The 20557-nt window shown below is 66.5% G+C and carries 16 protein-coding genes; 3 read left to right on the top strand and 13 right to left on the bottom strand.

What is annotated here, in order from left to right:
* Positions 1-34 precede the first annotated feature (34 nt).
* From trxB to CH274_RS02910, 6 genes are all read right to left on the bottom strand, one after another.
* A complete protein-coding gene (gene trxB / locus CH274_RS02935) occupies positions 35-1024 on the bottom strand; it encodes a thioredoxin-disulfide reductase (protein ID WP_032397344.1) in 990 nt (329 codons plus the stop codon).
* Positions 1025-1150: 126 nt separating this feature from the next.
* On the bottom strand, positions 1151-1879 hold the full coding sequence (locus tag CH274_RS02930) for a hypothetical protein (RefSeq protein WP_094656689.1): 729 nt from the start codon (positions 1877-1879) through the stop codon (positions 1151-1153).
* A 60-nt stretch (positions 1880-1939) separates the two neighbouring features.
* Positions 1940-2521: an RNA polymerase sigma factor SigM gene (gene sigM / locus CH274_RS02925; RefSeq protein WP_032396975.1), complete on the bottom strand. Its 582-nt coding sequence runs from the start codon at positions 2519-2521 to the stop codon at positions 1940-1942.
* Positions 2522-2620: 99 nt separating this feature from the next.
* Positions 2621-6778, bottom strand: coding sequence for a lipid II flippase MurJ (locus CH274_RS02920; protein WP_179275621.1), 4158 nt, complete (start codon positions 6776-6778; stop codon positions 2621-2623).
* Positions 6775-9180, bottom strand: a complete 2406-nt coding sequence (locus tag CH274_RS02915; protein WP_094656795.1) for a glycoprotein — start codon at positions 9178-9180, stop codon at positions 6775-6777. The genes CH274_RS02920 and CH274_RS02915 overlap by 4 nt, the downstream gene beginning before the upstream one ends.
* Positions 9181-9182: 2 nt before the next feature.
* Complete coding sequence (locus CH274_RS02910; protein WP_045200652.1) at positions 9183-9743, bottom strand: NUDIX hydrolase; 561 nt, start codon at positions 9741-9743, stop codon at positions 9183-9185.
* A gap of 101 nt (positions 9744-9844) precedes the next feature.
* Between CH274_RS02910 and CH274_RS02905 the strand changes: the two genes are divergently transcribed.
* Positions 9845-11311 carry a CCA tRNA nucleotidyltransferase gene (locus CH274_RS02905; RefSeq protein WP_094656688.1) on the top strand — a complete coding sequence of 489 codons (1467 nt, stop codon included), beginning with the start codon at positions 9845-9847 and terminating at the stop codon, positions 11309-11311.
* A gap of 51 nt (positions 11312-11362) precedes the next feature.
* Here the strand turns inward: CH274_RS02905 and CH274_RS02900 are convergent, their stop codons facing one another.
* The 3 genes from CH274_RS02900 to CH274_RS02890 are packed head-to-tail and all read right to left on the bottom strand — an operon-like array spanning position 11363 to position 15159.
* Positions 11363-12859, bottom strand: coding sequence for a DUF4185 domain-containing protein (locus CH274_RS02900; protein WP_094656687.1), 1497 nt, complete (start codon positions 12857-12859; stop codon positions 11363-11365).
* Positions 12860-12918: 59 nt separating this feature from the next.
* Complete coding sequence (locus CH274_RS02895; protein WP_094656686.1) at positions 12919-14205, bottom strand: MFS transporter; 1287 nt, start codon at positions 14203-14205, stop codon at positions 12919-12921.
* A gap of 24 nt (positions 14206-14229) precedes the next feature.
* Complete coding sequence (locus tag CH274_RS02890; RefSeq protein WP_094656685.1) at positions 14230-15159, bottom strand: NAD-dependent epimerase/dehydratase family protein; 930 nt, start codon at positions 15157-15159, stop codon at positions 14230-14232.
* A 117-nt stretch (positions 15160-15276) separates the two neighbouring features.
* Between CH274_RS02890 and CH274_RS02885 the strand changes: the two genes are divergently transcribed.
* A complete protein-coding gene (locus CH274_RS02885) occupies positions 15277-15966 on the top strand; it encodes a TetR/AcrR family transcriptional regulator (protein ID WP_094656684.1) in 690 nt (229 codons plus the stop codon).
* A gap of 86 nt (positions 15967-16052) precedes the next feature.
* Positions 16053-16670: a YqgE/AlgH family protein gene (locus tag CH274_RS02880; protein ID WP_032396966.1), complete on the top strand. Its 618-nt coding sequence runs from the start codon at positions 16053-16055 to the stop codon at positions 16668-16670.
* A gap of 64 nt (positions 16671-16734) precedes the next feature.
* Here CH274_RS02880 and CH274_RS02875 read toward each other — a convergent pair whose 3' ends face one another.
* Genes CH274_RS02875 through CH274_RS02860 form a run of 4 tightly spaced genes read right to left on the bottom strand, consistent with a single transcriptional unit; the run spans position 16735 to position 20535 of the window.
* Positions 16735-18096 (bottom strand): glutamate decarboxylase, encoded by a 1362-nt coding sequence (locus CH274_RS02875; protein WP_045197745.1) that lies wholly within the window; start codon positions 18094-18096, stop codon positions 16735-16737.
* A 33-nt stretch (positions 18097-18129) separates the two neighbouring features.
* The gene (locus tag CH274_RS02870; RefSeq protein WP_094656683.1) at positions 18130-19131 is read right to left on the bottom strand and encodes a bile acid:sodium symporter family protein; all 1002 of its coding nucleotides are present in this window, start codon (positions 19129-19131) and stop codon (positions 18130-18132) included.
* 9 nt (positions 19132-19140) lie between these two features.
* Entirely contained in the window at positions 19141-20121 is a 981-nt protein-coding gene (locus tag CH274_RS02865) for a DUF1648 domain-containing protein (RefSeq protein WP_094656682.1), read from the bottom strand.
* Positions 20122-20130: 9 nt separating this feature from the next.
* A complete protein-coding gene (locus CH274_RS02860) occupies positions 20131-20535 on the bottom strand; it encodes an SdpI family protein (RefSeq protein WP_094656794.1) in 405 nt (134 codons plus the stop codon).
* Positions 20536-20557: the final 22 nt, after the last annotated feature.

Below are 20557 nucleotides of genomic sequence, written 5' to 3'. Positions count from 1 at the left end.
GTCTATCTCCTCGATATTGGAAGCTCGGTGCCTGTCAGGCGTTGACGGCGTCGACCGGTTGGTCGGCGTGTTCGAGTGTGTTGGTGGTGATATCGCCCTGCTCGGCCAACCAACGCTCAGCGTCGATCGACGCGGTGCAGCCCGTACCCGCAGCGGTGATGGCCTGCTGGTACACGTGATCGACGAGGTCTCCGGCAGCGAACACGCCTTCGACGGACGTGGCCGAAGTGGGCGACGCGACCTTGACGTAGCCGGCGTCGTCGAGCTCGACCTGGCCCTTGACCAGTTCGTTGCGGGGATCGTGACCGATCGCCACGAACATTCCGGTCACGTCCAGGGTGGTCTTCTCGCCGGTGTCGGCGTGTTCGAGCGACAGTCCGGTCACGCTCGTGTCGCCGAGGACCTCGAGCACCTTGGTGTCGGTCAGGAAGCGGATCTTGTCGTTGTTCTTGGCGCGCTCGAGCATGATGCGCGACGCCCGGAACTCGCTGCGGCGGTGCACGATGGTGACACTGCGTGCGAAGCGGGTGAGGAAGGTCGCTTCCTCCATGGCCGAGTCGCCACCACCGATGACGGCGATGTCCTGATCGCGGAAGAAGAAGCCGTCACAGGTGGCGCAGGCGCTGACACCGCGTCCGAGCAGCTTCTCCTCACCCGGGATGGACAGGTAGCGAGCTGCTGCGCCCATCGCGAGGATGATCGCGCGAGCCCGGTAGGTCTCGCCGCCGGCAGAGACGGTCTTGATCGGACCGGTCAGGTCGAGCTCCTCGACATCCTCGGTTCGGATGTCGGCACCGAATCGCTGCGCTTGCTCGCGCATCTGTTCCATCAGATCGGGGCCCATGATGCCCTCGCGGAACCCGGGGAAATTCTCGACCTCGGTCGTGGTCATCAGCGCACCACCGAACTGCGTTCCCTCGAACAGGATCGGTTCCAGTTCCGCGCGTGCGGCGTAGACGCCGGCGGTGTAACCGGCCGGTCCCGAGCCGACGATGATGAGATCGTGAACCTTGGGGGTACTCAATGCAGACCTTCCGATCTTGTGCGGCGTGTACGTGTCGTCGACAAGCGAGTGCTCAGCGCACACGGCTCTCGACGTACATCTGGTCAACACCACCCTAGAGGCAGTTGTTCCCCGGTGAGAGATCCGTCAGCCGATATCGCGACGCGTGAGCACGTCGGGGTTGGCGGTGCCGCAGTCGTTGCCCACCGCGAGGGCGATGAACTGTGAGGGCTGTGCTCCGGCGAGGACGAGCAGGGTTCCGTCTCGGCCGTCGACGCGCACTCGACTCGAACCGAGAACGGTGGTGGCCGGATCCACACCGTTGGACCGAAGGCAGGCAGCGAGATCGGCGGGATCGGCGAGTGCTCCGGGATCGCGCTTGCCGATGATGCTGAAGGCGAAACCGGAATCGAGGTCGGCGGAATCGAGCACCAGAGACGAATCCGGAGCCTGCGACGGGTCGGCGGCGATCGATTCGGGTTCGTTCGGGGTGTACAACAGTGCCACGACGGCAACCGACCCGGCCACCAGAAGTGCTGCGGCAGCGGCAGTTCCGAGGACGACACGTCGTCTTCGGGGACGGAGCGGAACGACGACCCCCGGCGTGGATGCCGATCGCTCGACCGTCTGGACAGTGCGGTCGATCTGCCGGGCGACCTCGGGCGGAATCGACAACGTTCCGGTGGGGTCCTCACCCATCTCGTGGAGTCGAGCCGAGACGGCGTCGAGACCGGCGAGGATCCGCATCGAATCCTCGTCGAGACGAACCAGTGGCCACAGTCGTCTGCTGACGTCCTCGGGAAGTGCATCCGCATGCAGATCGGCGAGTAGTTCCGGCGAGAACGGGGCTTGTGGAGCGTCGGTGCTCGACGACACGTTCCTGCCCTCCCTCCGCCGAATCTGCTTTCCTTCTCACACGGTATAGACGCGAGAGGGTCAGATTCGGTTCCCTGCATCTTTCAGATACGCGAGCTGTGTCGAGAGTTTGAGCCGGCCGCGGGCGCATCGACTCTTGACGGTACCGGTGGGAACACCGAGCAACACGGCAGCGTCGGCCACCGAATAGCCCTCCATGTCCACGATGACGACGGCTGCGCGTTGGTCGGGTGGCAACGTCATCAGAGCCTGTCGAACGAGAATGCTCGTCTCCGTCTCGGAGATCCGGTCCCTGGGCGAAACGGGCTCGTGACTTTCGTTCTCGCTCAACGGAACCGACGGCCGAGCCTTGTTTCTTCGGATGCGGTCCAGGCAGGCATTGACGACGATTTTGTGTAACCAACTTCGCACCGCGGCGTCGGCGCGAAACGACCCGGCCGTGCGGTGAGCGGAGAGCAGTGCCTCCTGCAGAGCATCGGAGGCGTCCTCGGGCGTGTAGCTGGTGCGTCGAGCCGTCAGCCACAGATGTTCGTGATGTCGGTAGATCAGCGTGGCGAAGGCATTCGGCTCCCCGGCCGCATGGGCAGCAAGAAGCTCCGCATCCGTGCGCTCCCCTGGCGCCGAATCGAAACGTTCGGTCATACGAAAACGGCTCCCCCCGTGTTAACGCATTGGGGGGAGCCTAAGCCATCGAGACCGCGAAGTACGAAACAAGTCGGTATCGGCTACCGAAAGCCCGATCTAGGAGTCGAAACCGATCCCGGAGATCGAGGTGGCGATGCGGCCGCCCTGCTCGCCGAGTCGGGTGATCCAGACGAGCACGTTCCCGGTCGGCTCCGCGTCGCTCAGGGCGATGTCGGTGCGGCCGTTCTGCAGTGTGGCTTCACCGAGGAGCGTGGTGTCGCTGAGACTGGGCGAGCCGTTCGGGGCCGACCGGATCTCGACGACAGTTCCGGGAGATGTCGACTCGATCCACGCGTTCTGCAGCGTCGAGGACGGAATGGACACGAGCAGCCCGACGCCGTTCTTGAGGGCCGGGAACTGCTGGAAGTACGAGTCGGTCGTCCACGCTGTGGTGGGGTCGTTGTCGATCGCGTTGGACGCGGTGCTGGGGTTGTCGGCGGAACCCTGAGGTGAGAACACGCTGACGTCCTCCATCGCCACGGGTCCACCGGTCTCGGCCGGCGGCGCAGCGGCCGCATCGCCCGCCGGTGGTGCCGTGGCAGGAGTGGTGAGACCGAAGTCCTGGGTGTCGAGCGGAGTGTCGGTGTCGTTGCCGGCAATCGAGGTGAACAGCCAGAAGCCGGCGAATGCGAGAACCACCACCGTCAGGGCACCGAGCACCGCGATGGCGATGTTGGTGCGCATCGACTTGGCCTTCTCGGCAGCGATCTCCTCGGGATCGGCGAGCGAGTGCCCACTGGCACCGGGCGCTCGTTGGCCCAGTCGCAGCGCCGGCATCAGATCCGTCTTGTCGTTGACCACTGCTGCTTGATCGAGAACGTGCTGCACGGTGGCAGCGGTCCTGATGCCGCTGTTCTGTTCCAATGCCCGCACGGCGACGGCGGAGATCTCGAACGGAACGTCCGGACGAACCTGCCTCGGCTCGAGCGGGGCACCCTTGTCGTCACGGTCGGCCGGACGCATGCCACCGACGCTGCGTGCCGGAGCTGCATCACCGGACACGACGGCATCGCCGGTGGTGTCGGACAGCGGCCACTTGGCGGTGATCAGGGCGTAGAGCATCGCGCCGAGTCCGCGGACGTCCGAACTCGGGTCGGCGTCGGCCAGTGTCGCGGGGAATGCGAGGACGGCGTTGCCGCTCGAGCTGATACGCACCCGATCGGGGTGGTCGATCGACAGGGCGCCTCCGCTGCGGTGCGCTGCCTCGGCCGCTGCGGCGAGGACCTTGATCGCACGCGCAGCGCCGGTCGGTGAGGGCACGGTGTCGGCCATCTCACGCAGTGAGCGGCCGGGAGTCCACTCCGCAACGACGATGCCGCCGGAGCTGCCGCGTACCACGTCGAGCACGCGGGCGAGGCCGGGCGAATTGATCCGACCCAGACGCAGCGTGCGCGAGAGAATCGCCTGCGGTCCCTGCGTGCGGTCGTCGGTCGAGGCGGTCGATTGCTGATCGGCGTCGACGAACGTCAAGGCGACCTCGCGATCGAGCTTGACGTCGTGTGCCTGCCAGAACTTGAGTCCACGTGCTCCGCCGTGGGGTGCCAGCAGTCGGTAGCGGCCACCGGCAACGGAGGCACCGGGAATGAGCGTCGGGCCGCGGAGCGTGCGCTCGGGAGCGCTCGCCGGGGCTGCTGCAGTGGCACCCTCGTCGGTGCTGTTCGAGTCGGAGGCGTCGGGTGTGGCCGGTGCCGCTTCGGTCTTCTCGGAATCCGCATCCGCTGTGGAATCAGCGTCGGCCGCAGGCTTCGACTCCTGTGTGGCCTTCTTGTCGCTGTCGGCTTCGACCGGGAGATCGGCCTTCGAGATGGAGATGGTCTTGTCGGTCGGACGGGCCGCGAGAGCGGCCTTGGAGATGGAGACCGTCTTGTCGGCCGGCTTCGGGGCAGGCTTGTCGGCTGCCTTCTCGGCGTCCGGCTCGGGAGCTGCGGCCGACTTCTTCGCTTCGGGTGCAGCCTTCGGCTCGGCCGGTGTCTCGGCGGGCTTCGCACTCTTCGATGGCGAGGCAGCGTCGGCCTTCACGGGCTCGGTGCGGTCCTGGGTGTCGACCTCGACGCCGCCGCCGCTCGTTCGGTCGGCTTCGCTTGCTGGAGATTGTGCCGGCCCCCCAGCAACTTCGTCGTCGGTCACTGTCACTCCTTCAGGCGAATATGCCCCGTGTTGTCCTGCAAAAGGTCGACCTGCGTTGGCTTCTGCCCCCGGGTGCCGATGACCAGGGTACGGGAGCCGATCCCGCGCAGTGTCCCATGTGGGCTCGGTTCGAATAACCGGAATCACGCCGGTTTCTGCGGCGGCCGGATCGGTGTCCGTCCGAGCGGTTGTGCCGCGCAATTTCCGAACGACGCGGCTCAGGGCCACGGTGACTGCCAGGACTTCGGGAATCTTGCCGAACCAGAGTATCGAGAAGGTGATGCCGAGCATGATGACGGCGTCGATCGCGACGCGGACGAAGTTGCCGATCCAGCCGTTCGTCATGGCGTCGAGACCCAGGATCCGGTCGATCGCGAGCATGGCCGCACCGCCGGCCAGTGAGGCGATGAGGACCAGCCAGACCGTCTTGCCGACGTTGGCCATCCGCAGGCGGCCCAGGCTCTTGTGTAGCAGGTATCCGCCGATGATCGCGCCGACCGTGTACCCGAGGCCGGTCGCTGCGCCGAGGAGCAGCACCACCTGATCCGGGTCGGACGCGACGATCGGGGCGAGCAGAGACAGTCCGATCTTGACGGCGGTGATGCCGAGGATGATCCACGTCGGCGTCCAGGCCTTCTCGCGGGCGTAGAACACGCGGAGATGGATCAGGACGAGGGCGTACGGGATGAGGGAGAACGCCGACCAGCTCACGGCCTCGCCGAGTCGGGGTGCGACATCGGCAAACCGGCCGAAGCCGTACAGCGCCTCGCCCACCCACGGGCCCGCGAAGGTCAGGAACACCACGATGGGCACCAGCGCGACCATCGTCAGGCGGGTGGCGACCGAGAGGTCGTCGACGACGGACGGGGTGTCACCGTTGGCGGCGTTGCGGCTGAGTCTGGGCATGATGGCCGTCAGAACCGTCACGCCGAGGATGCCGTAAGGCAGCTGCAGGACGATCCAGGCCTGCGAGTAGATCACGTTGCTCGCGTCGTCGGTGCCCGACGCGATCCTGGTGGCCACGATCAGCCCGATCTGGCTGATGACGACGTAGAGCACGATCGCGGCGGCCATCGCGCCGAACTTCTTCAGGCGCTCGTCGAATCCCCAGAGCGGGCGCAGGTCGATGCGTTCACGGCGCAGTGCCGGGATCAGCGCGACGACCTGGGTGATGACACCGGCAGTGACTCCGAGGCCGAGAACGAGGAGTTTGGGGTTGCCCATCTCGACCGGGTTCACGCTGATCTCGCCCGGCATGAAGAAGTACAGCGCGAAGACGCCGAGCACGATCAGGTTGTTGTACACCGGTGCCCAGGCCCCGGGCTTGAAGTTCTGCCGGGTGTTGAGCACCGCCGTGAGCAGGCCGGACAATCCGTAGAACATCAGCGCGGGCAACACCAGGTAGGTGAATGCGATGGTCAGGTCCTCGTTGACCTTCGGATCGCCGTCGAGCATCAGCCGCGCCAGCAGCGGGGCCGCGATCGTTGCGGCCAGCGCCACGGTTCCGAGCAGCGCCACCGCGATGGTGAACAGCCGTCGAACGAATGCTCGCCCGCCATCGGCGTCCTCCTGCTCGGCCCGGACCAACACCGGAACGACGATCGCTCCGAGCACCGCACCGAGGACCAGCTCGGAGATCATGTTCGGCAGGATCGTCGAGACGGTGAACGCACTGGCCAGCGCTGGGCCGAGGGTGGCCGTCATGGCGACCTGCTTGGCGAATCCGGTGATGCGGCTGACCAGGGTCGCCACCGCGATCGAACCCGACGCAGCCAGCAGTGACTTCTGCGGTTTCGGCTCGGGTTGCGGTGCCGAGTCGGACCCCTTCGGCGGAAGCTCTGTCGGCGGGACCGTTCCGGAGGGTGCCTGCGGGTAATCCTCCTCGCGGAAGCGTGGGATGAGTTGGGTGACGGTGTCGTCGGCGGCGGGCTGCCCGTCGAGCGACGGCGGTGCCGGGTACGAGCGCAGCTCCGGCCGCGCCTGCCGCTCCCAGGGCGCGGACCGCGGTGGCGTCGTACGTCGGAACACCTGCGACGCGGGCAGGCGTGACCGCGGCAGGTCGCCGTCGTACGGGACGTTGCCAGTCATGGTCTCTCGTACCCTTCGTCGGCCGGGTCTGGTTGACCTCTGAATCGATGCCAGAGGCGTCGACCTGCAAGTAACAGTAGGAGAGCTCCGGCGCAGGCGGTAATTATCGCCAGTGCCTGGCCGTATGCGTTCGATCGCACGGACACCGTGGACACTTCGCCGAGCCGGGAGCCGTCGAGCGTGGTGACGGAGAAGTCGACGGACAGGTTGCGCGTGTCGTCGACCTCGGCCGGAACGGTGATGGTCCGTGATCCCCGGGCCGGAAGTTGGGTGACGCCGACGTCACTGATCGTCATCTCCGGTGGTGCGTCGACCTGGAGCAGCACGTTGACCGGGACGGGGAGGTCGTTGCGGGCGACGAGCAGCAGCGGGCTCTGTTCCGAGGCGAGGGTGTAGACGCCGCCGGGGGCCAGCACGGTCACCGATCCGTAGATGGTGTCCAGTCCGATGCGGATTGCCGCGAGTCGGTCGCGCGCCATGGTGCCGGTTCGTTCGCTGGCGGCGCTCGCGCGACCTGCCGTCGACAGCGCGCGGAGCATGTCCTCGCGGAGCGGAGCGGTGTACAGGCGTGGAGTCAGCGCCGACTGCGGATCCTCGACGAGCGATTGCATCAGGGTGTCGACTCGGGCGCTCTGCGATCGCACCAGGTCGATGGTGCCGGCATCGAGTTCGGTGGCCGCGTCGATGCCGGTCACCGGAGTTCCGGTCGTGGGCTCGGTGAGCAACTCGGCCAGAGGCCGCGGCGTCGCCAGTCCGGACCGCAGCAGCGAGGACACCGTCGACAGAATCGCCGACGGTTCGTCTCCGCCCGCGGTCCAGTACTGCGGGGGCGCGACGGTGACGGTGCGTCCGGGCCGATCGGCACCGACGAGGGCGTGGAAGTTGACGGCTCCGAGCGCGTCCTGCAGGCGTGCGGTGCGCGAGTCCGTGGCGAGATCGAAGCGTTGCTCGGAGGGAGTGAGGGCAGGCGTGGACGGCGTGGCCCCGACCCCGGCCAATGCCGCTGCGGTGGCGGCGTCGTAGTGGGTGGCGGCCAGCGGTTGGGTCTGCTCGGTTCCGGTCGATGAACTGTCGGTCGTCGCCAGCAGGGAGGTCGGTGCCGAGGTCGGTGGGCTGATGCTGTTGTCGGCGACCAGGACGGTGCCGGTGCCTGCCGCTCGCAGGGCGTCGGCGGTGTTCGCGTCGACCCCACCGGTGGTGCTCCAGGTGAAGCCGCGTGTCGAGGTGATGCCGAGGATGCCGTCGACGATGTCGGCCGGGGCGCTGACGGCACTGCTGAGCAGCGTGGGATCGCCGATGTCGGCCACCGCCCCCAGATCGGTCTGGGCGAACGGCATCGCCGTCACGCAGGTGCTCGATGCGATCGTTTCCAGTCGGGACAGCCACTGAGCTGCGGCTGCGCTTCCGGTGCCCTCGCGGGTCGTGCCGGCAGGGTCGGCCGGGTTGTCGACGACGAGGTAGCCGCGGGTCATGTTCGAGACGGTGACGAGCAGGTCGGGGTCGAGGCCGATACACAGGCTCGACGCCAGTCGGCCGTCGGGATCGAGGCCGGGTTGTGTCGCGAACTCGACGGCCTTGAGGAGGGTGTCGAGTCGGCCACCGGTGGCCAGCTCGCCGGCGAGTTCGTCGTCGATCAGCCGAACGCGCTCGTCGACCGAACCGGGTATCCCGGCAGCGAGTCGCGGAATGTCGGCCAGCGGCCACAGAACCGTCATGGCGACGGGGTTGCGGGTGTTGGGAGGCAGTGGCATCGCGTCGGGAGCGGTGGGGTCCATCTCACCGGGGTTGCGGGGCAGTCCGACGACCGGGAGCAGAAAGCGGGCGTCGTCGAGTCGTGCGGTTCCGCCGTATTCGGGAGTGCCGTTGACGTTGAGCAGAAGCGGGTAGACGCCAGGGGCCTCGATTCCCAGGGAGGGTTCGGTGGTGCTGCGCAGCTGCATCGACATGTCGAACTGGCGGCTCTCGTCCTTCTCCAGGGACTCGGCCACGGTGACGAAATCGCCGACACGCTCGAAGCGGTCCTGGTCGAGGGTCAGCGAGGTCCGCAGTCCGGCCGTGGTGTCGACGGCATCCGCGGCCTGCATCCGGACACTGACGTCGTCGACGCGGCGGTCCCCGGTGTTCTTCACGGTGGCGCGCACCGTCACGAACGGATCGCTGCTGGTGGTGACGGTGGAGGGGGCGACGGTTTCGATACTCAGCGTCAGGAAGGGGTTGCCGTCCTGCGTCATCGGGGTGTCCGGAACGGCGCTGGTGGTACCGCTCGTATCGCCGACGGAGGAGTCGGGTTGGGCTCCGGCGTCGGGAAGTTGTGCCGGGATCAGTGCCGCGGTGCCGACCGACGGTGCCACCGCGAGAACGAACGTGGTCAATGCGGCGGCAGCGACCTTCCGGGCCCGCACGATCACTTCCCGCCGGGGATGGATGCGCCCGAGTTGCCGCTGCTCATGTCGTCGATCAGGCGGGTGGCGATGGCGGCGAGTTTGCGTTCGTCGGCGTAGGCGAGCCTGGACGGTAGTTCGGTCAGCGGAACCCACGCGACCTCGGTCACTTCGAGGTCCTCGTCCGAGAGTTCGCCGCCCAGGAATCGGAGCAGGTAGTGGTGGACGGTCTTGTGGACGCGTCGGCCCTCGGTGACGAACCAGTAGTCGATGCTGCCCAGCGAGGCCAGGACGGTACCGCGGATGCCGGTTTCCTCGGCGACCTCGCGCATGGCGGTCTGTTCGGCCGTTTCGCCCTGCTCGATGTGTCCCTTGGGCAGGGACCAGAGGAGGCGTCCGCGACGGTCGGTGCGGCCGATCAGGGCGGCGCAGCGTTTGGCGGGCGGCCCGTCGAGGCCGTCGACCACCAGGCCTCCTGCCGAGGTTTCGCGGACGGTCCTCAGCTTGGGTGCTTCGGTGTCGGCGCGTGCCTGACGCCGCCGCGGGTTGCGGCGGCTCCTGTTCGCACGTTCGGCAGCAGACACCCAATCCATACTAGTTGCCTGTGCGCACTCTTCTACCGTGCCGCACCGCGCGGTGAAGGCCGGGACAATCGTTGGTCTCGGCGCAAGTAGGCTCTTCCACCGTGGCCGATCAGTCCCTGTCCTCCGTTTCCGCCGAGCACACCGATGCCCGCCGGGAGAGGTTGCTGGCGGGAGCTGCTGTGACGTTGCGCGAACTCGCTCCGGTGTTGACTCCGCTCGGTACCTTGTTCGCCGCAGCCGGGCACGAGCTGTACCTCGTGGGCGGCACGGTGCGCGACGCAGTTCTCGGACGACTCGGAACCGATCTGGATTTCACCACCGACGCCAGGCCCGAGGACGTTCAGTCGTTGCTGTCAGGCTGGGCGGACCATCAGTGGGACACCGGCATCGCGTTCGGGACGATCAGTGCGGCCAAGGACGGCCAGACGATCGAGATCACCACCTATCGCACCGACTCCTACGATCAGGTCTCCCGTAATCCCGAGGTGCAGTACGGCAACAGCCTCGAAGAGGATCTCGTGCGCCGCGATTTCACGGTCAACGCCATGGCTGTGCGTCTCGGAGCCGACGGCGCCCAGGAATTCGTCGATCCGCTCGGCGGGATGGATGCGCTGCTCGAGGGCGTTCTCGATACCCCGTCGGCACCGGAGGTCTCGTTCGGCGACGATCCGTTGCGGATGCTGCGGGCTGCGCGGTTCGTCTCCCAGCTGGGCTTCTCGCTGATGCCTCGGGTGCACCGAGCCATCGAGGACATGGCGGATCAGATCGATCGCATCACCGCCGAGCGAATCCAGGTGGAGCTGGACAAGCTGATCCTCGGTGCGCACCCGATCGACGGCATCGACGTGATGTGCGAGACGGGTCTGGCGCAGCGCATCCTTCCCGAGGTGCCCAACATGAAGCTCGAGATCGACGAGCACCACCAGCACAAGGACGTGTACTCGCACTCGTTGACCGTGTTGAAGCAGGCGATCGATCTGGAGGACGGCGATCCGGATCTCGTATTGCGTTGGGCTGCACTGCTGCACGACATCGGCAAGCCCGACACCAAACGCAATGAGCCGGGCGGCGGAGTCAGCTTCCATCACCACGAGGTCGTGGGTGCCAAGCTGGTGCGAAAGCGTATGCGCGCGTTGAAGTATTCGAAGAAGATGATCGAGGACGTCTCGCATCTGGTGTTCCTGCATCTGCGGTTCCACGGCTACGGCAAGGGTCAATGGACCGACTCTGCTGTCCGCCGCTACGCCACCGATGCCGGCGAGCTACTTCCCAAGCTGCACAAGCTGGTTCGCGCGGATTCGACGACGAGAAACAAGCGACGAGCTGCGGCGCTCCAGGCCACCTACGACGACCTGGAAGAGCGCATCGCCCGTATTGCCGAGCAGGAGGACCTGGCTCGGGTGCGGCCCGACCTCGACGGCAACGCGATCATGGAGCTGCTGAACATCCCGGCCGGACCCGATGTGGGCAAGGCCTGGAAGTACCTGAAAGAACTGCGCCTGGATCGGGGACCGCTCTCTCGCGAGGAGGCCGAGGCCGCGTTGCTCGAGTGGTGGCCCACCCACTAGGCGCGTCCCGCGCACGTGCGCGAACGTTCGTAGCCCACTACGAATTTCCGCTCACGACGAGCGCAGCTCGGCCTTGACCAGATAGACGTTGTAGCTGTCCCACTCCGAGACGGTGAAGTACAGCTCGTCCGCCGTCGACCACGGGTGAACGAAGCCGCCGTAGGTCTTCGGGTACTCGGCGGTGTCGATCAGGGTCGCCGGCGCGGTCCACTGCCCCTGCGGCGAATTCGCCTCGCGCAGAACGATATCGCCGCGCAGTGGATCGAGATACGTCATCCGCCAGAGGTCACGGGCCTCGTCGTGATGGACCGACAGTTCCCCGGCCATACCGTCGGCGATGGGGGTGGCCTCGTTCGAGCCGACGGGAGCCCAGGTGCCGTTCACCCAGTACTGGTAGGCCGTCTTGTTCAGCACGTCCGCCTTCGGGACGCGCGCGAGCCCGACCTGTCCGACGCGACCGTTGACGGTGCCGAACATGTACACGTACTCCCCCGCCGGGACCATCGTCGACACCTGGAACTTCGAGAAGCCGAAGACGTTGTCCCACTTGGCATGCTCGTCCTTGACCCAGGTTGACCCGTTGTCGTCCGAGTAGGCGATACCGCCGTAGTTGGTCCACCACATGCCGGGGATCGTGCTCCAGCGTCGAATGGACATGTAGGACATGTACTGTCGATCATCGATCGCGAACCCGGAGGTGGGGATGACCGTGGTCTCCCAGTTCTCGATCTTGCGCGAGGGCAGCAGTTCGGCTGCGTGGCAACGCGAGTCCTGCACCATCGAGTCCAGGGTCATGCCGTCGGACAGGTCGGTGTCGGTGCTGTGTCCCAGTGCGTTGGATCGCCAGTCGTCGCCGCCGACGACGCCGAATTCCCACCCTTTGCCGAACGAATCGCCGAATGCCACTGCGATCTCGCCGGGCTTGCTCTCCCACATGATGCCGAGATCGGTGCCGTCGACCTGCCAGCGCTTGTCGGTGCGGTTCTCCGATCCCGGTCCGGTCACCTGCGAGACGACCTCGACGTGTCCGACGGCAGGTGCCGCGGGTGGCATCGTCGTGGGTCCGGGCTCTGCTGGGGTGACGGCGGGAGCGGGCGGCGGGGTTCCCGGGGTACCGCCGGGGCCGGGGATCGGGATGGGAATGGTTTCGGGTTGCGGGTCGATCTCGATGCGGGGGAACGGCAGATGGTCTGCGGAGCCCGATGCCGGTGAATCGGTGTCGTCGGTGAGATCGGGGCACGGGTCCGCACACGGGTCGGTCAGCACATCGGCCTGTACGCGGGTGTTGTTCGGGGCCGGGTCGGGCACCGGCACGAGTTCGATCGACGGGTACGGCACGGGGATCACCACGCGGTCCGGCAACGGCGGCAACTGCGGTGGATTGCCGGGTCCGATGGGCTCGGGTGGGTAGTCCTTGGGGTCGAAACCGGTTTCCCCACAAGAGTTCACCGGCGGCGGCGGGGCTGCGAACGCCGGGGGCGCAGCAAGGACGGCCGTACCAGCGGCAACTGCCAGTATGCAGCCGAGCGATGTCGTACGGCCCTGCATGTGTTGCCCCCGTGATCTCCGACGATACTCATCGGTCCGGTACGAGAAGATACACCACGTCAGAGGCGTGCGCGCCTGGTGTCGATCACCGCTGCGGCCAGGCCGAGGGTATAGATTCCCGCCCCGACGAACACCAGCGTGTGTGCGCTGGGGTCCTGGCTCAGATCGGTCGTGTCGGGGCCGACGGCGAAGGCCGCAGCGGCGAGGGCAGAGACGAATGCCACGTTGAACACGGTGTCCTGCAACGCGAAGACGCGTCCGCGGTGGGCGTCGTCGATCTCGATCTGCATGGCGGCGTCCCCGCTGAGCTTGACGGTCTGCCCGGCGATGCCCAGGAGGAAGGCTCCGATCAGCAAGCTGGTCTGCGTCAGGGCGGAGACGGCTCCGAGCTGCGCCGCGATGGCGAGCACGAGAGCGGAGGCAATCGTGCGGGTGCGCCCCAACCGGGGAACGACGAAGGGGGTGATGACGGCAGCGAGGAACATGCCGGTGGCGGTGGCACCCACGGCTATGCCGAAGCCGGCGAGTCCTCCGGGCAAGCTGCTCGCTGTCGTCTCGCGAAGAATCAACACCATGATCAGGGTGTTGATGCCGAACACGATGCGGTGTGCGCCGATGCCGATCATCGCGGTCGTGACGCCGGCCGAGCGCCAGACGGCCTGTGCGCCCGATTTCAATCCTGTCGCAACGTCTTTCACAGTACTGTCGGTTCGGCTCGGGGTTCCCGGTCCCAGTGATCGGGGCCGAAACCGTGCCGCCGCGAGAGCGCCTGCGACCGAGCCGGTGGCCGCCAGACCCACGGCGATCCCCGAGCCGACATCGCCGGCACCGACGATGCCGATCACCGCGACAGCCAGGCCGGCACCCGCGGCGGCGAAACCGGAGCCGACGGTTGCAAGGACCGAGTTCATCGGCACCAGCCACGACTGCCGAACCACGTGAGGAAGCGATGCCGACGCTCCGGCGAGCACGAACCGGCTGAGCCCCACGGTGGCCAACGCCAGCAGAAGCAGTGGTGTGGAATCGACCCCACTGCACAGCAGTCCTGCCGTGGCCATGATCAGAACGATGCGAATCAAGTTGGCCCACAGCAGGACCGAGCGGCGATCCCAGCGGTCGAGCAATGCCCCGGCGAACGGTCCGACCACTGAATACGGGACGAGCAACACCGCGAATCCCGCCGCGATCTCGGCCGGGTTCGTCGCACGCTCCGGGTTGAACAGAATGGCACCGCTGAGCGCGGCCTGGAACAACCCGTCGCCGAACTGACCGGCGAACCGAACTGTGGTCAGCTTGCCGACTCCCGGAGACCGGCGCAGTCGGGTACGGAAGGACGCGTCGCTCACCGACGGGACTCTAGCCCCCGCGCGTCATACGGAGACAGCGGGAGTCGAGGCCCACCACGCCATCGTGGCGGCCGTACCGTCGACGAGTGAGGTGGGCTGCTGCCCCAGGATGCTCTCGCTGCGGCTCGAGTCGAGGACATAGGGGTAGCGGAACTGATACAGCGTGTCGCCGAGTTCCTTCATCGGGCCGGGCACCAGCCTCAGTGCGCGCATCACCCAGGCCGGAATGACGCCGACCTTCGGTGCGGTGAGTCCAGCTGCAGCGGAGAACATCTCGATCATGGATCGCTGCGATACCGCGGGAGCTGTCGGGGCATGCAGGACGGTGTTCCACAGCGATGGCGACGCCGCGGCGGTGATCATCGCGGCTGCCAGATCCGGGACGTAGGTGAACGAGTGGGGTAGATCGGCGGAGGCGACGACGCGGATCGGCTTGCCGGCCAGGATCGGCGCAATCACCCGCTCCCCCATGTGCGAGGCCAGCACGCGTGGTCCGTAGAAATCCGAGGCGGCGACGCTGACGGTGGGGGTCGCGTGCGCATCACGCGCAGCGAGGAGCTCGGTACGTACTCCCAATTTCCGGAACGTCGCGTCTCGGGGCGAGTCCTCGCGGATCGGTCCGTCGACCCGGCCGTATGCGTAGAGACTTTCGGGGAACGCGACGACGGTGCCCGCGGCCGCGTCGAGCACCCGCTTTTCCATCGCTTCGAGTTTGTCCCGCCACACCTTGTCCTCGTAGGCGACGTGGGTGCAGTGGTAGATCGCGGTGGCACCGCTCAGATGGGGTCGAAGATCGTCGGATTCGATGTCGACGGCGCGGCGTTCGATCATCGGATGATCCGGTCCGCTACCCGACCGGGTGAGGACGCGCACCGAGTGGCCCTGTGCAGCAAGTTGTTCGGCGACGGTCCAGCCGACGGGCCCGGCTCCGGTGACGACGTGTAGTTCGGTCATGACTGCTCCAATTCGGTAAACGAGAGCGGTGCTCTCTGATGTATCGAGTGTGCACCCGTGGCCGCAATAAAGCAAGAGCAGTGCTCTCCAAAAAGAGCGGCAGTTACTGTGAGAGCCATGGCGAGCACCCCCCGCACCCGAGCCCGTGCGCAGACCTTGGCCGACATCACGCGGATCGGACGCGAGCACCTGGCCGCCGACGGTGCCGCGGCCCTGTCGCTGCGGGCAGTCGCCCGGGACCTCGGCGTCGTGTCCTCCGCCGTCTACCGGTACGTCGCCAGCCGCGACGAGCTGCTGACCCTGCTCGTCGTCGACGGATACACCGAGCTCGGGGACGCTGTCGACGCGGCGGTGGACGCGGTAAACAGTCCCAGGGAGAAGTTCCTCGCGCTCGGCCGGACGGTTCGACAGTGGGGACTGCGGGAGCCGGCGCGCTACGCGTTGCTGTTCGGCAGTCCGGTGCCCGGCTATCACGCGCCCGCGGAGCAGACCACCGGGCCGGGCACGCGCGTGATCACCACGTTGGTGGCCGTCCTCCACTCGGCGTGGCAGACACGTCGACCGGACGTCGAGGCCGATCCGCCGGAGCTGGCGTCACTGCACGGAAGCTTCGAGGACATCCGTGCGCAGATGGAGACGGATCTGCCCGACGGGCTGATCGCACTGGGAGTCATGGTGTGGGCGTCACTGTTCGGGGCCATCAGCTTCGACGTGTTCGATCAGTACGGTGCCACGACGTTCGCCAACAGGGACGACCTGTTCGAGTATCAGTTGGGACTTCTCACCGAGATCGCCGGGCTCCGGTAGGGCCGAGGCGGGAGTGGAGCCCGCGGAACGACCCATGGAAACTGGCCGCGGTGCTTGCGCCACATCGGCGGGTGCGCGGTGCCACAATGGCTAGCGTGGCATCGCATGCGGAGGAACCCGAGGACCAGACGACATCGGCCTTGCGCGATGTCCGCCCAGGCAGCCTGTTGGTGTCGTCCATCGAACTGGTGGAGCCCACGTTTCGGCGCACCGTCATCTACATCATCGAACACAACGATGCGGGCAGCCTCGGTGTCGTGATCAACCGTCCCAGCGATACCGCGGTGCAGAACGTGCTGCCCAACTGGTCCGAGCTGGCCGCCAAGCCGCAGGCGCTGTACGTCGGTGGCCCGGTCAAGCGCGATTCGGCGCTGTGCCTGGCGACGCTGCGGACCGGCGTGTCGCTCGACGGTGTTGCCGGTCTGCGACGCGTCGACGGCCGAGTGGTGATGGTCGATCTCGATTCCGATCCTGCCGATATCGCCCCACTGGTCGAAGGTGTCCGCATCTTCGCCGGGTACTCGGGGTGGACGTTCGGCCAGCTCGAAGGTGAACTGGACCGGGAAGACTGGATGGTGTTGTCTGCCTTGCCATCCGATGTGATCGGTCCACCACGCATCGACCTGTGGGCCCATGTGTTGCGTCGGCAGCCGATGCCGTTGGCGCTGCTGGCATCCCATCCGATCGACGTCGACCGGAACTGAGTGCTACGCAGTGGTGCGGTCAGGTGCCACCCAGGGCACTCAAGCGCACCACTGCCGCAGGCACTCAGTGGGAGAAGGCCCTCGCGTTCGAGTGCCCGCCTGATTTCAGTCCGTCGATCACTTCGTCGATGGCGCTGCACAGCATTCGGCCCAGATCCGCGCTGAAACCCTCTCGGACAACGACTCTGAGAACTGCGACGTCGGTGGCGTCGTCGGGCATCGTGTATGCCGGCACCTGCCATCCACGGGCGCGTAGTTCGTGGGAGACGTCGAAGACCGTGAAGTCGCAGTGATCCTTCAGCATGAACGACAGCACCGGGATCGCAGATCCGTCGGTGACGACCTCGACGTCGGGATGTTCGTCGAGATGCCTGCTCACACGAACGGCCGTGTCGCGCAGTGCTTTCATGATGTCGGTGTATCCGGATCTGCCGAGTCGCAGGAAGTTGTAGTACTGCCCGATCACCTGATTACCCGGCCTGGAGAAATTCAGGGTGAAGGTGGGCATGTCTCCGCCGAGATAGTTGACCCGGAACACGAGGTCCTCGGGAAGATCTTCCTTGGTGCGCCAGACTGCGAATCCGATTCCCGGATAGGTCAATCCGTACTTGTGGCCGCTGGCATTGATCGACTTGACCCGCGGCAGCCGGAAGTCCCATTCGAGATCCGGGTCGAGAAACGGAACGACGAAGCCGCCGCTGGCCGCATCGACATGGACCGGGACGTCCGGGCCTCCGCTCGACGCGATCCTGTCCAGTTCCGCGCAGATCTCCTGCACCGGTTCGAGTTCTCCGGTGAACGTGGTGCCGAGAATCGCGACGACGCCGATGGTGTTCTCGTCCACTGCATCCCGAACCTGCTCGGGGGTGATGACGTAGCGTCCACGTTCGACGGGCAGATACTTGGGCTCGACGTCGAAGTAGCGGCAGAACTTCTCCCACACCACCTGAACGTTGCTGCCCAACACCAGATTCGGCGCGGCCGTTCCGGTGCCCTTGGCTCGCCAGCGCCACTTGAGTGCCAACCCGGCCAGCATCACGGCCTCACTGGACCCGATGGTCGACACGCCGGTGGCCGACGACGGGTCCTTTCGGTCGAGTCCGGGCGCGTGGAACAGATCGGCGACGATGTTGACGCAGCGCTCTTCGATGGCCGCGGTGGACGGGTATTCGTCCTTGTCGATCATGTTCTTGTCGAACGTCTCCGCCATGAGCTTCTCGGCCTGCGGATCCATCCACGTGGTGACGAACGTCGCCAGATTCAGGCGCGAGCTGCCGTCGAGCATCAGTTCGTCGTGGATGTAGCGGTATGCGGCTTCCGGATCGAGTTGGTCCTCGGGAAGTCGCAGTGCGGGTACGGGATTGGTGGCGAGGCGGCCGGTGTAGGCGGCAGAGACGACGCCGTCGGTGTGCAGTTTCCTGGTCATCGTCTTCTCCCGAGTTCTCGACTGGTTTTCAATCTAGTCCGCGACGCGGGCCACGGGGCCCAGTTCCGATTCCGGCCGTCGCGCGAAATGCTGCGCGATCACGGTGCACACCATCAGCTGGATCTGGTGGAAGATCAACAGCGGCAGCACGATCAGTCCGACGGGTTGGCCGACGAACAGCACCGCCGCCATCGGTAGCCCGCTGGCCAGACTCTTCTTGGATCCGCAGAACAGCAGCACCAATCGATCCTCGAACGTGAAGCCCAACCACTTGCCTCCGTACCAGGTGATCGTGAGCACCAGGGCGAGCAACGCGGCGCACACGGCGACGACGACGCCGATGCGCCACACCGCTACCGACGACCACACGTTCTGGTTCATCGATTCGCTGAATGCGGCGAAGACCACCAGCAGGATCGAACCGCGGTCGACGAGTTTTGTCGGCGCGCTGTGTCGGGTGAGCCATCCGGTCACCCAGGGCCGGATCAGCTGACCGACGGCGAACGGAAGCAGCAGTTGAAGAGCGATATCGAGTACCGAGCCGGGGTCGATGGTCACGGAACCCGTGGTGGTCATCAAGGCGATCACCAGCAGTGGGGTGACGAACACGCCGATGATGTTGGAGAACGATGCACTCACGACAGCTCCGGCGACGTTGCCGCGGGCGATGGAGGTGAAGGCGATCGAGGATTGGACGGTCGAGGGGACCAGACACAGAAACAGGATTCCGGTGTAGAGGTCGTCACTGATCACGCCGGGAACGAGAATCCGCAGCGCAAGCCCGAGCGCGGGGAACAGCAGGTACGTGCACGCCAGGATCACCGAGTGCAGCCGCCAGTGTTTGACGCCGTCCCAGGCGTCGCGCGGCGAGAGCCGCGCTCCGTAGATGAGGAACAGCAGTGCGATGGCGATGCGCGTGATCCAGCCGAGGACGTCCTCCGCCGTGCCGGTGGCAGGGAAGAGGCTTGCCAGCGCGGCGACCGCGAAGATGCCCAGCAGGAAGGGATCCAGCACGGTATCCCGCAACAACTTCACTCGGCTAACTTAATCCATCGTGGTGCTGCGGGTCCGATCGGTGAGGGTGTTGAGGGTTCCCGCGATGATCGCCGCGTCGGCAGACCCGATGGTGAGCCGGTCCCCGTTCGCGAACGTGACGAAGGCCGCGGGCCCGGCTTCGGTGGCGACGGCGTAGTTGCCGCGTCCCTTGGCCCGTAGACCCCAACCACCGAACTCCTTCGACGGGTCCACCGTCCGAACGGACGAGCCGGTGATCTCGTCGATGTCGTAGTCGAACGCGGCCATTCCCAAACTCGATACGTACAGGCCGTCGCTGTCGACGTGCACGGTGAAGCGCAGCAGAGACAGGATGAGAATCGTCAGCGGGGCGAACAGGAAGATCGGCCACAGCGAGCTGGACAGGTAGCACGTCAGAGCAGCGCCTGCCAGAGATACCGCCGCGACGGTCGTGCCGGCGATTCGACTGGCGCCGACATGGACGACCAGGGGCAATTCGGGACTGCACCGCGGCAGATCGGAGTGCGGCGGCGAGGTGGCGAGAACGCGCTCGCGGTGGTCGCGCAGCCGCGATGCGCCGAACAGTCCGGCCGCGAAGCCGGCGACGGTTCCCACCGCCATGGCCCAACCGGGGATGGTGACGCTCTGCGCGGTGGCCATGTCGAGTTCACGGACGAGGGTCGCGATCTGCAGAACACCGATGGTCCCGACGACCGTGAGCCCGATGATCAGCATCGTGCGACGCATGATCAGCAGCACCCGAGCCAATGATGCGACGGCACTGCACCCGCCGCCCACCAGCACGATCACGATGGCGAGGGTCCAGGCGTTGGAGAGCGGGTCGGCGAAGTCGTCCGGTTCGGTGCCGCTGAAGTGCGTGGCGACCTGCTCCGGCAGACGGTCCTGCCACAGGTACGCGAGGACGAGCCCGAGAGCAGCGACGACCAGAGGTCCGAGAACACCGAAAACGACCCCGGCGGGATCGAACGTGCGGGCAGCCCTCGATTTCATCTGCTCGGCTCAGCTCGGCTGGCAGGCGTCCTTGAGGCTGCACGAGATGCACGAGCTTCCGCATCCGTCCGCCTCGGCGGGTGGCGGAACGGCCGCTGCTGCGCGGGCCCCGATGGTCCCGCCGGCTGCGGCGATGAACAGCGCGGCCACGAGGGCAACGACGACGCCGACGACAGCGGCGATGCCGCTCAGTGCGAGAGCGGCCACGGCGCCGATGGCCAGTACCAGGGCCGATGCGGCGGTGGTTGGGCCTGCGACGCGGTTGGCGAGGGTGAACGTGTCGTCGTCACGCATGGCCTCGGCGGTGCGGACACCCGCGAAACGGTTGCGTGGCAGCCGGCCCAGCAGTGACGCGACAGCGACAGCGCCGACGACGAGGGCGAGCACGAACAACACAACCGAGACGATGACCACCTGGCCAGGATACGGCGCAGCA

The sequence above is a fragment of the Rhodococcus sp. 06-418-5 genome (genome assembly GCF_002258285.1).
Lineage (GTDB): Bacteria > Actinomycetota > Actinomycetes > Mycobacteriales > Mycobacteriaceae > Rhodococcoides.
The sequence above is the reverse complement of the archived record's forward strand: the minus strand, read 5'-3'. Positions and strand labels throughout refer to the sequence as shown.

Excerpts from the sequence above, each read along its gene's own strand:
- sigM (WP_032396975.1), bottom strand. The coding sequence starts at position 2,521 with ATGACCGAACGTTTCGATTCGGCGCCAGGGGAGCGCACGGATGCGGAG.
- CH274_RS02920 (WP_179275621.1), bottom strand. The coding sequence starts at position 6,778 with ATGACTGGCAACGTCCCGTACGACGGCGACCTGCCGCGGTCACGCCTG.
- CH274_RS02900 (WP_094656687.1), bottom strand. The coding sequence starts at position 12,859 with ATGCAGGGCCGTACGACATCGCTCGGCTGCATACTGGCAGTTGCCGCT.
- CH274_RS02890 (WP_094656685.1), bottom strand. The coding sequence starts at position 15,159 with ATGACCGAACTACACGTCGTCACCGGAGCCGGGCCCGTCGGCTGGACC.
- CH274_RS02885 (WP_094656684.1), top strand. The coding sequence starts at position 15,277 with ATGGCGAGCACCCCCCGCACCCGAGCCCGTGCGCAGACCTTGGCCGAC.
- CH274_RS02880 (WP_032396966.1), top strand. The coding sequence starts at position 16,053 with ATGGCTAGCGTGGCATCGCATGCGGAGGAACCCGAGGACCAGACGACA.
- CH274_RS02875 (WP_045197745.1), bottom strand. The coding sequence starts at position 18,096 with ATGACCAGGAAACTGCACACCGACGGCGTCGTCTCTGCCGCCTACACC.
- CH274_RS02865 (WP_094656682.1), bottom strand. The coding sequence starts at position 20,121 with ATGAAATCGAGGGCTGCCCGCACGTTCGATCCCGCCGGGGTCGTTTTC.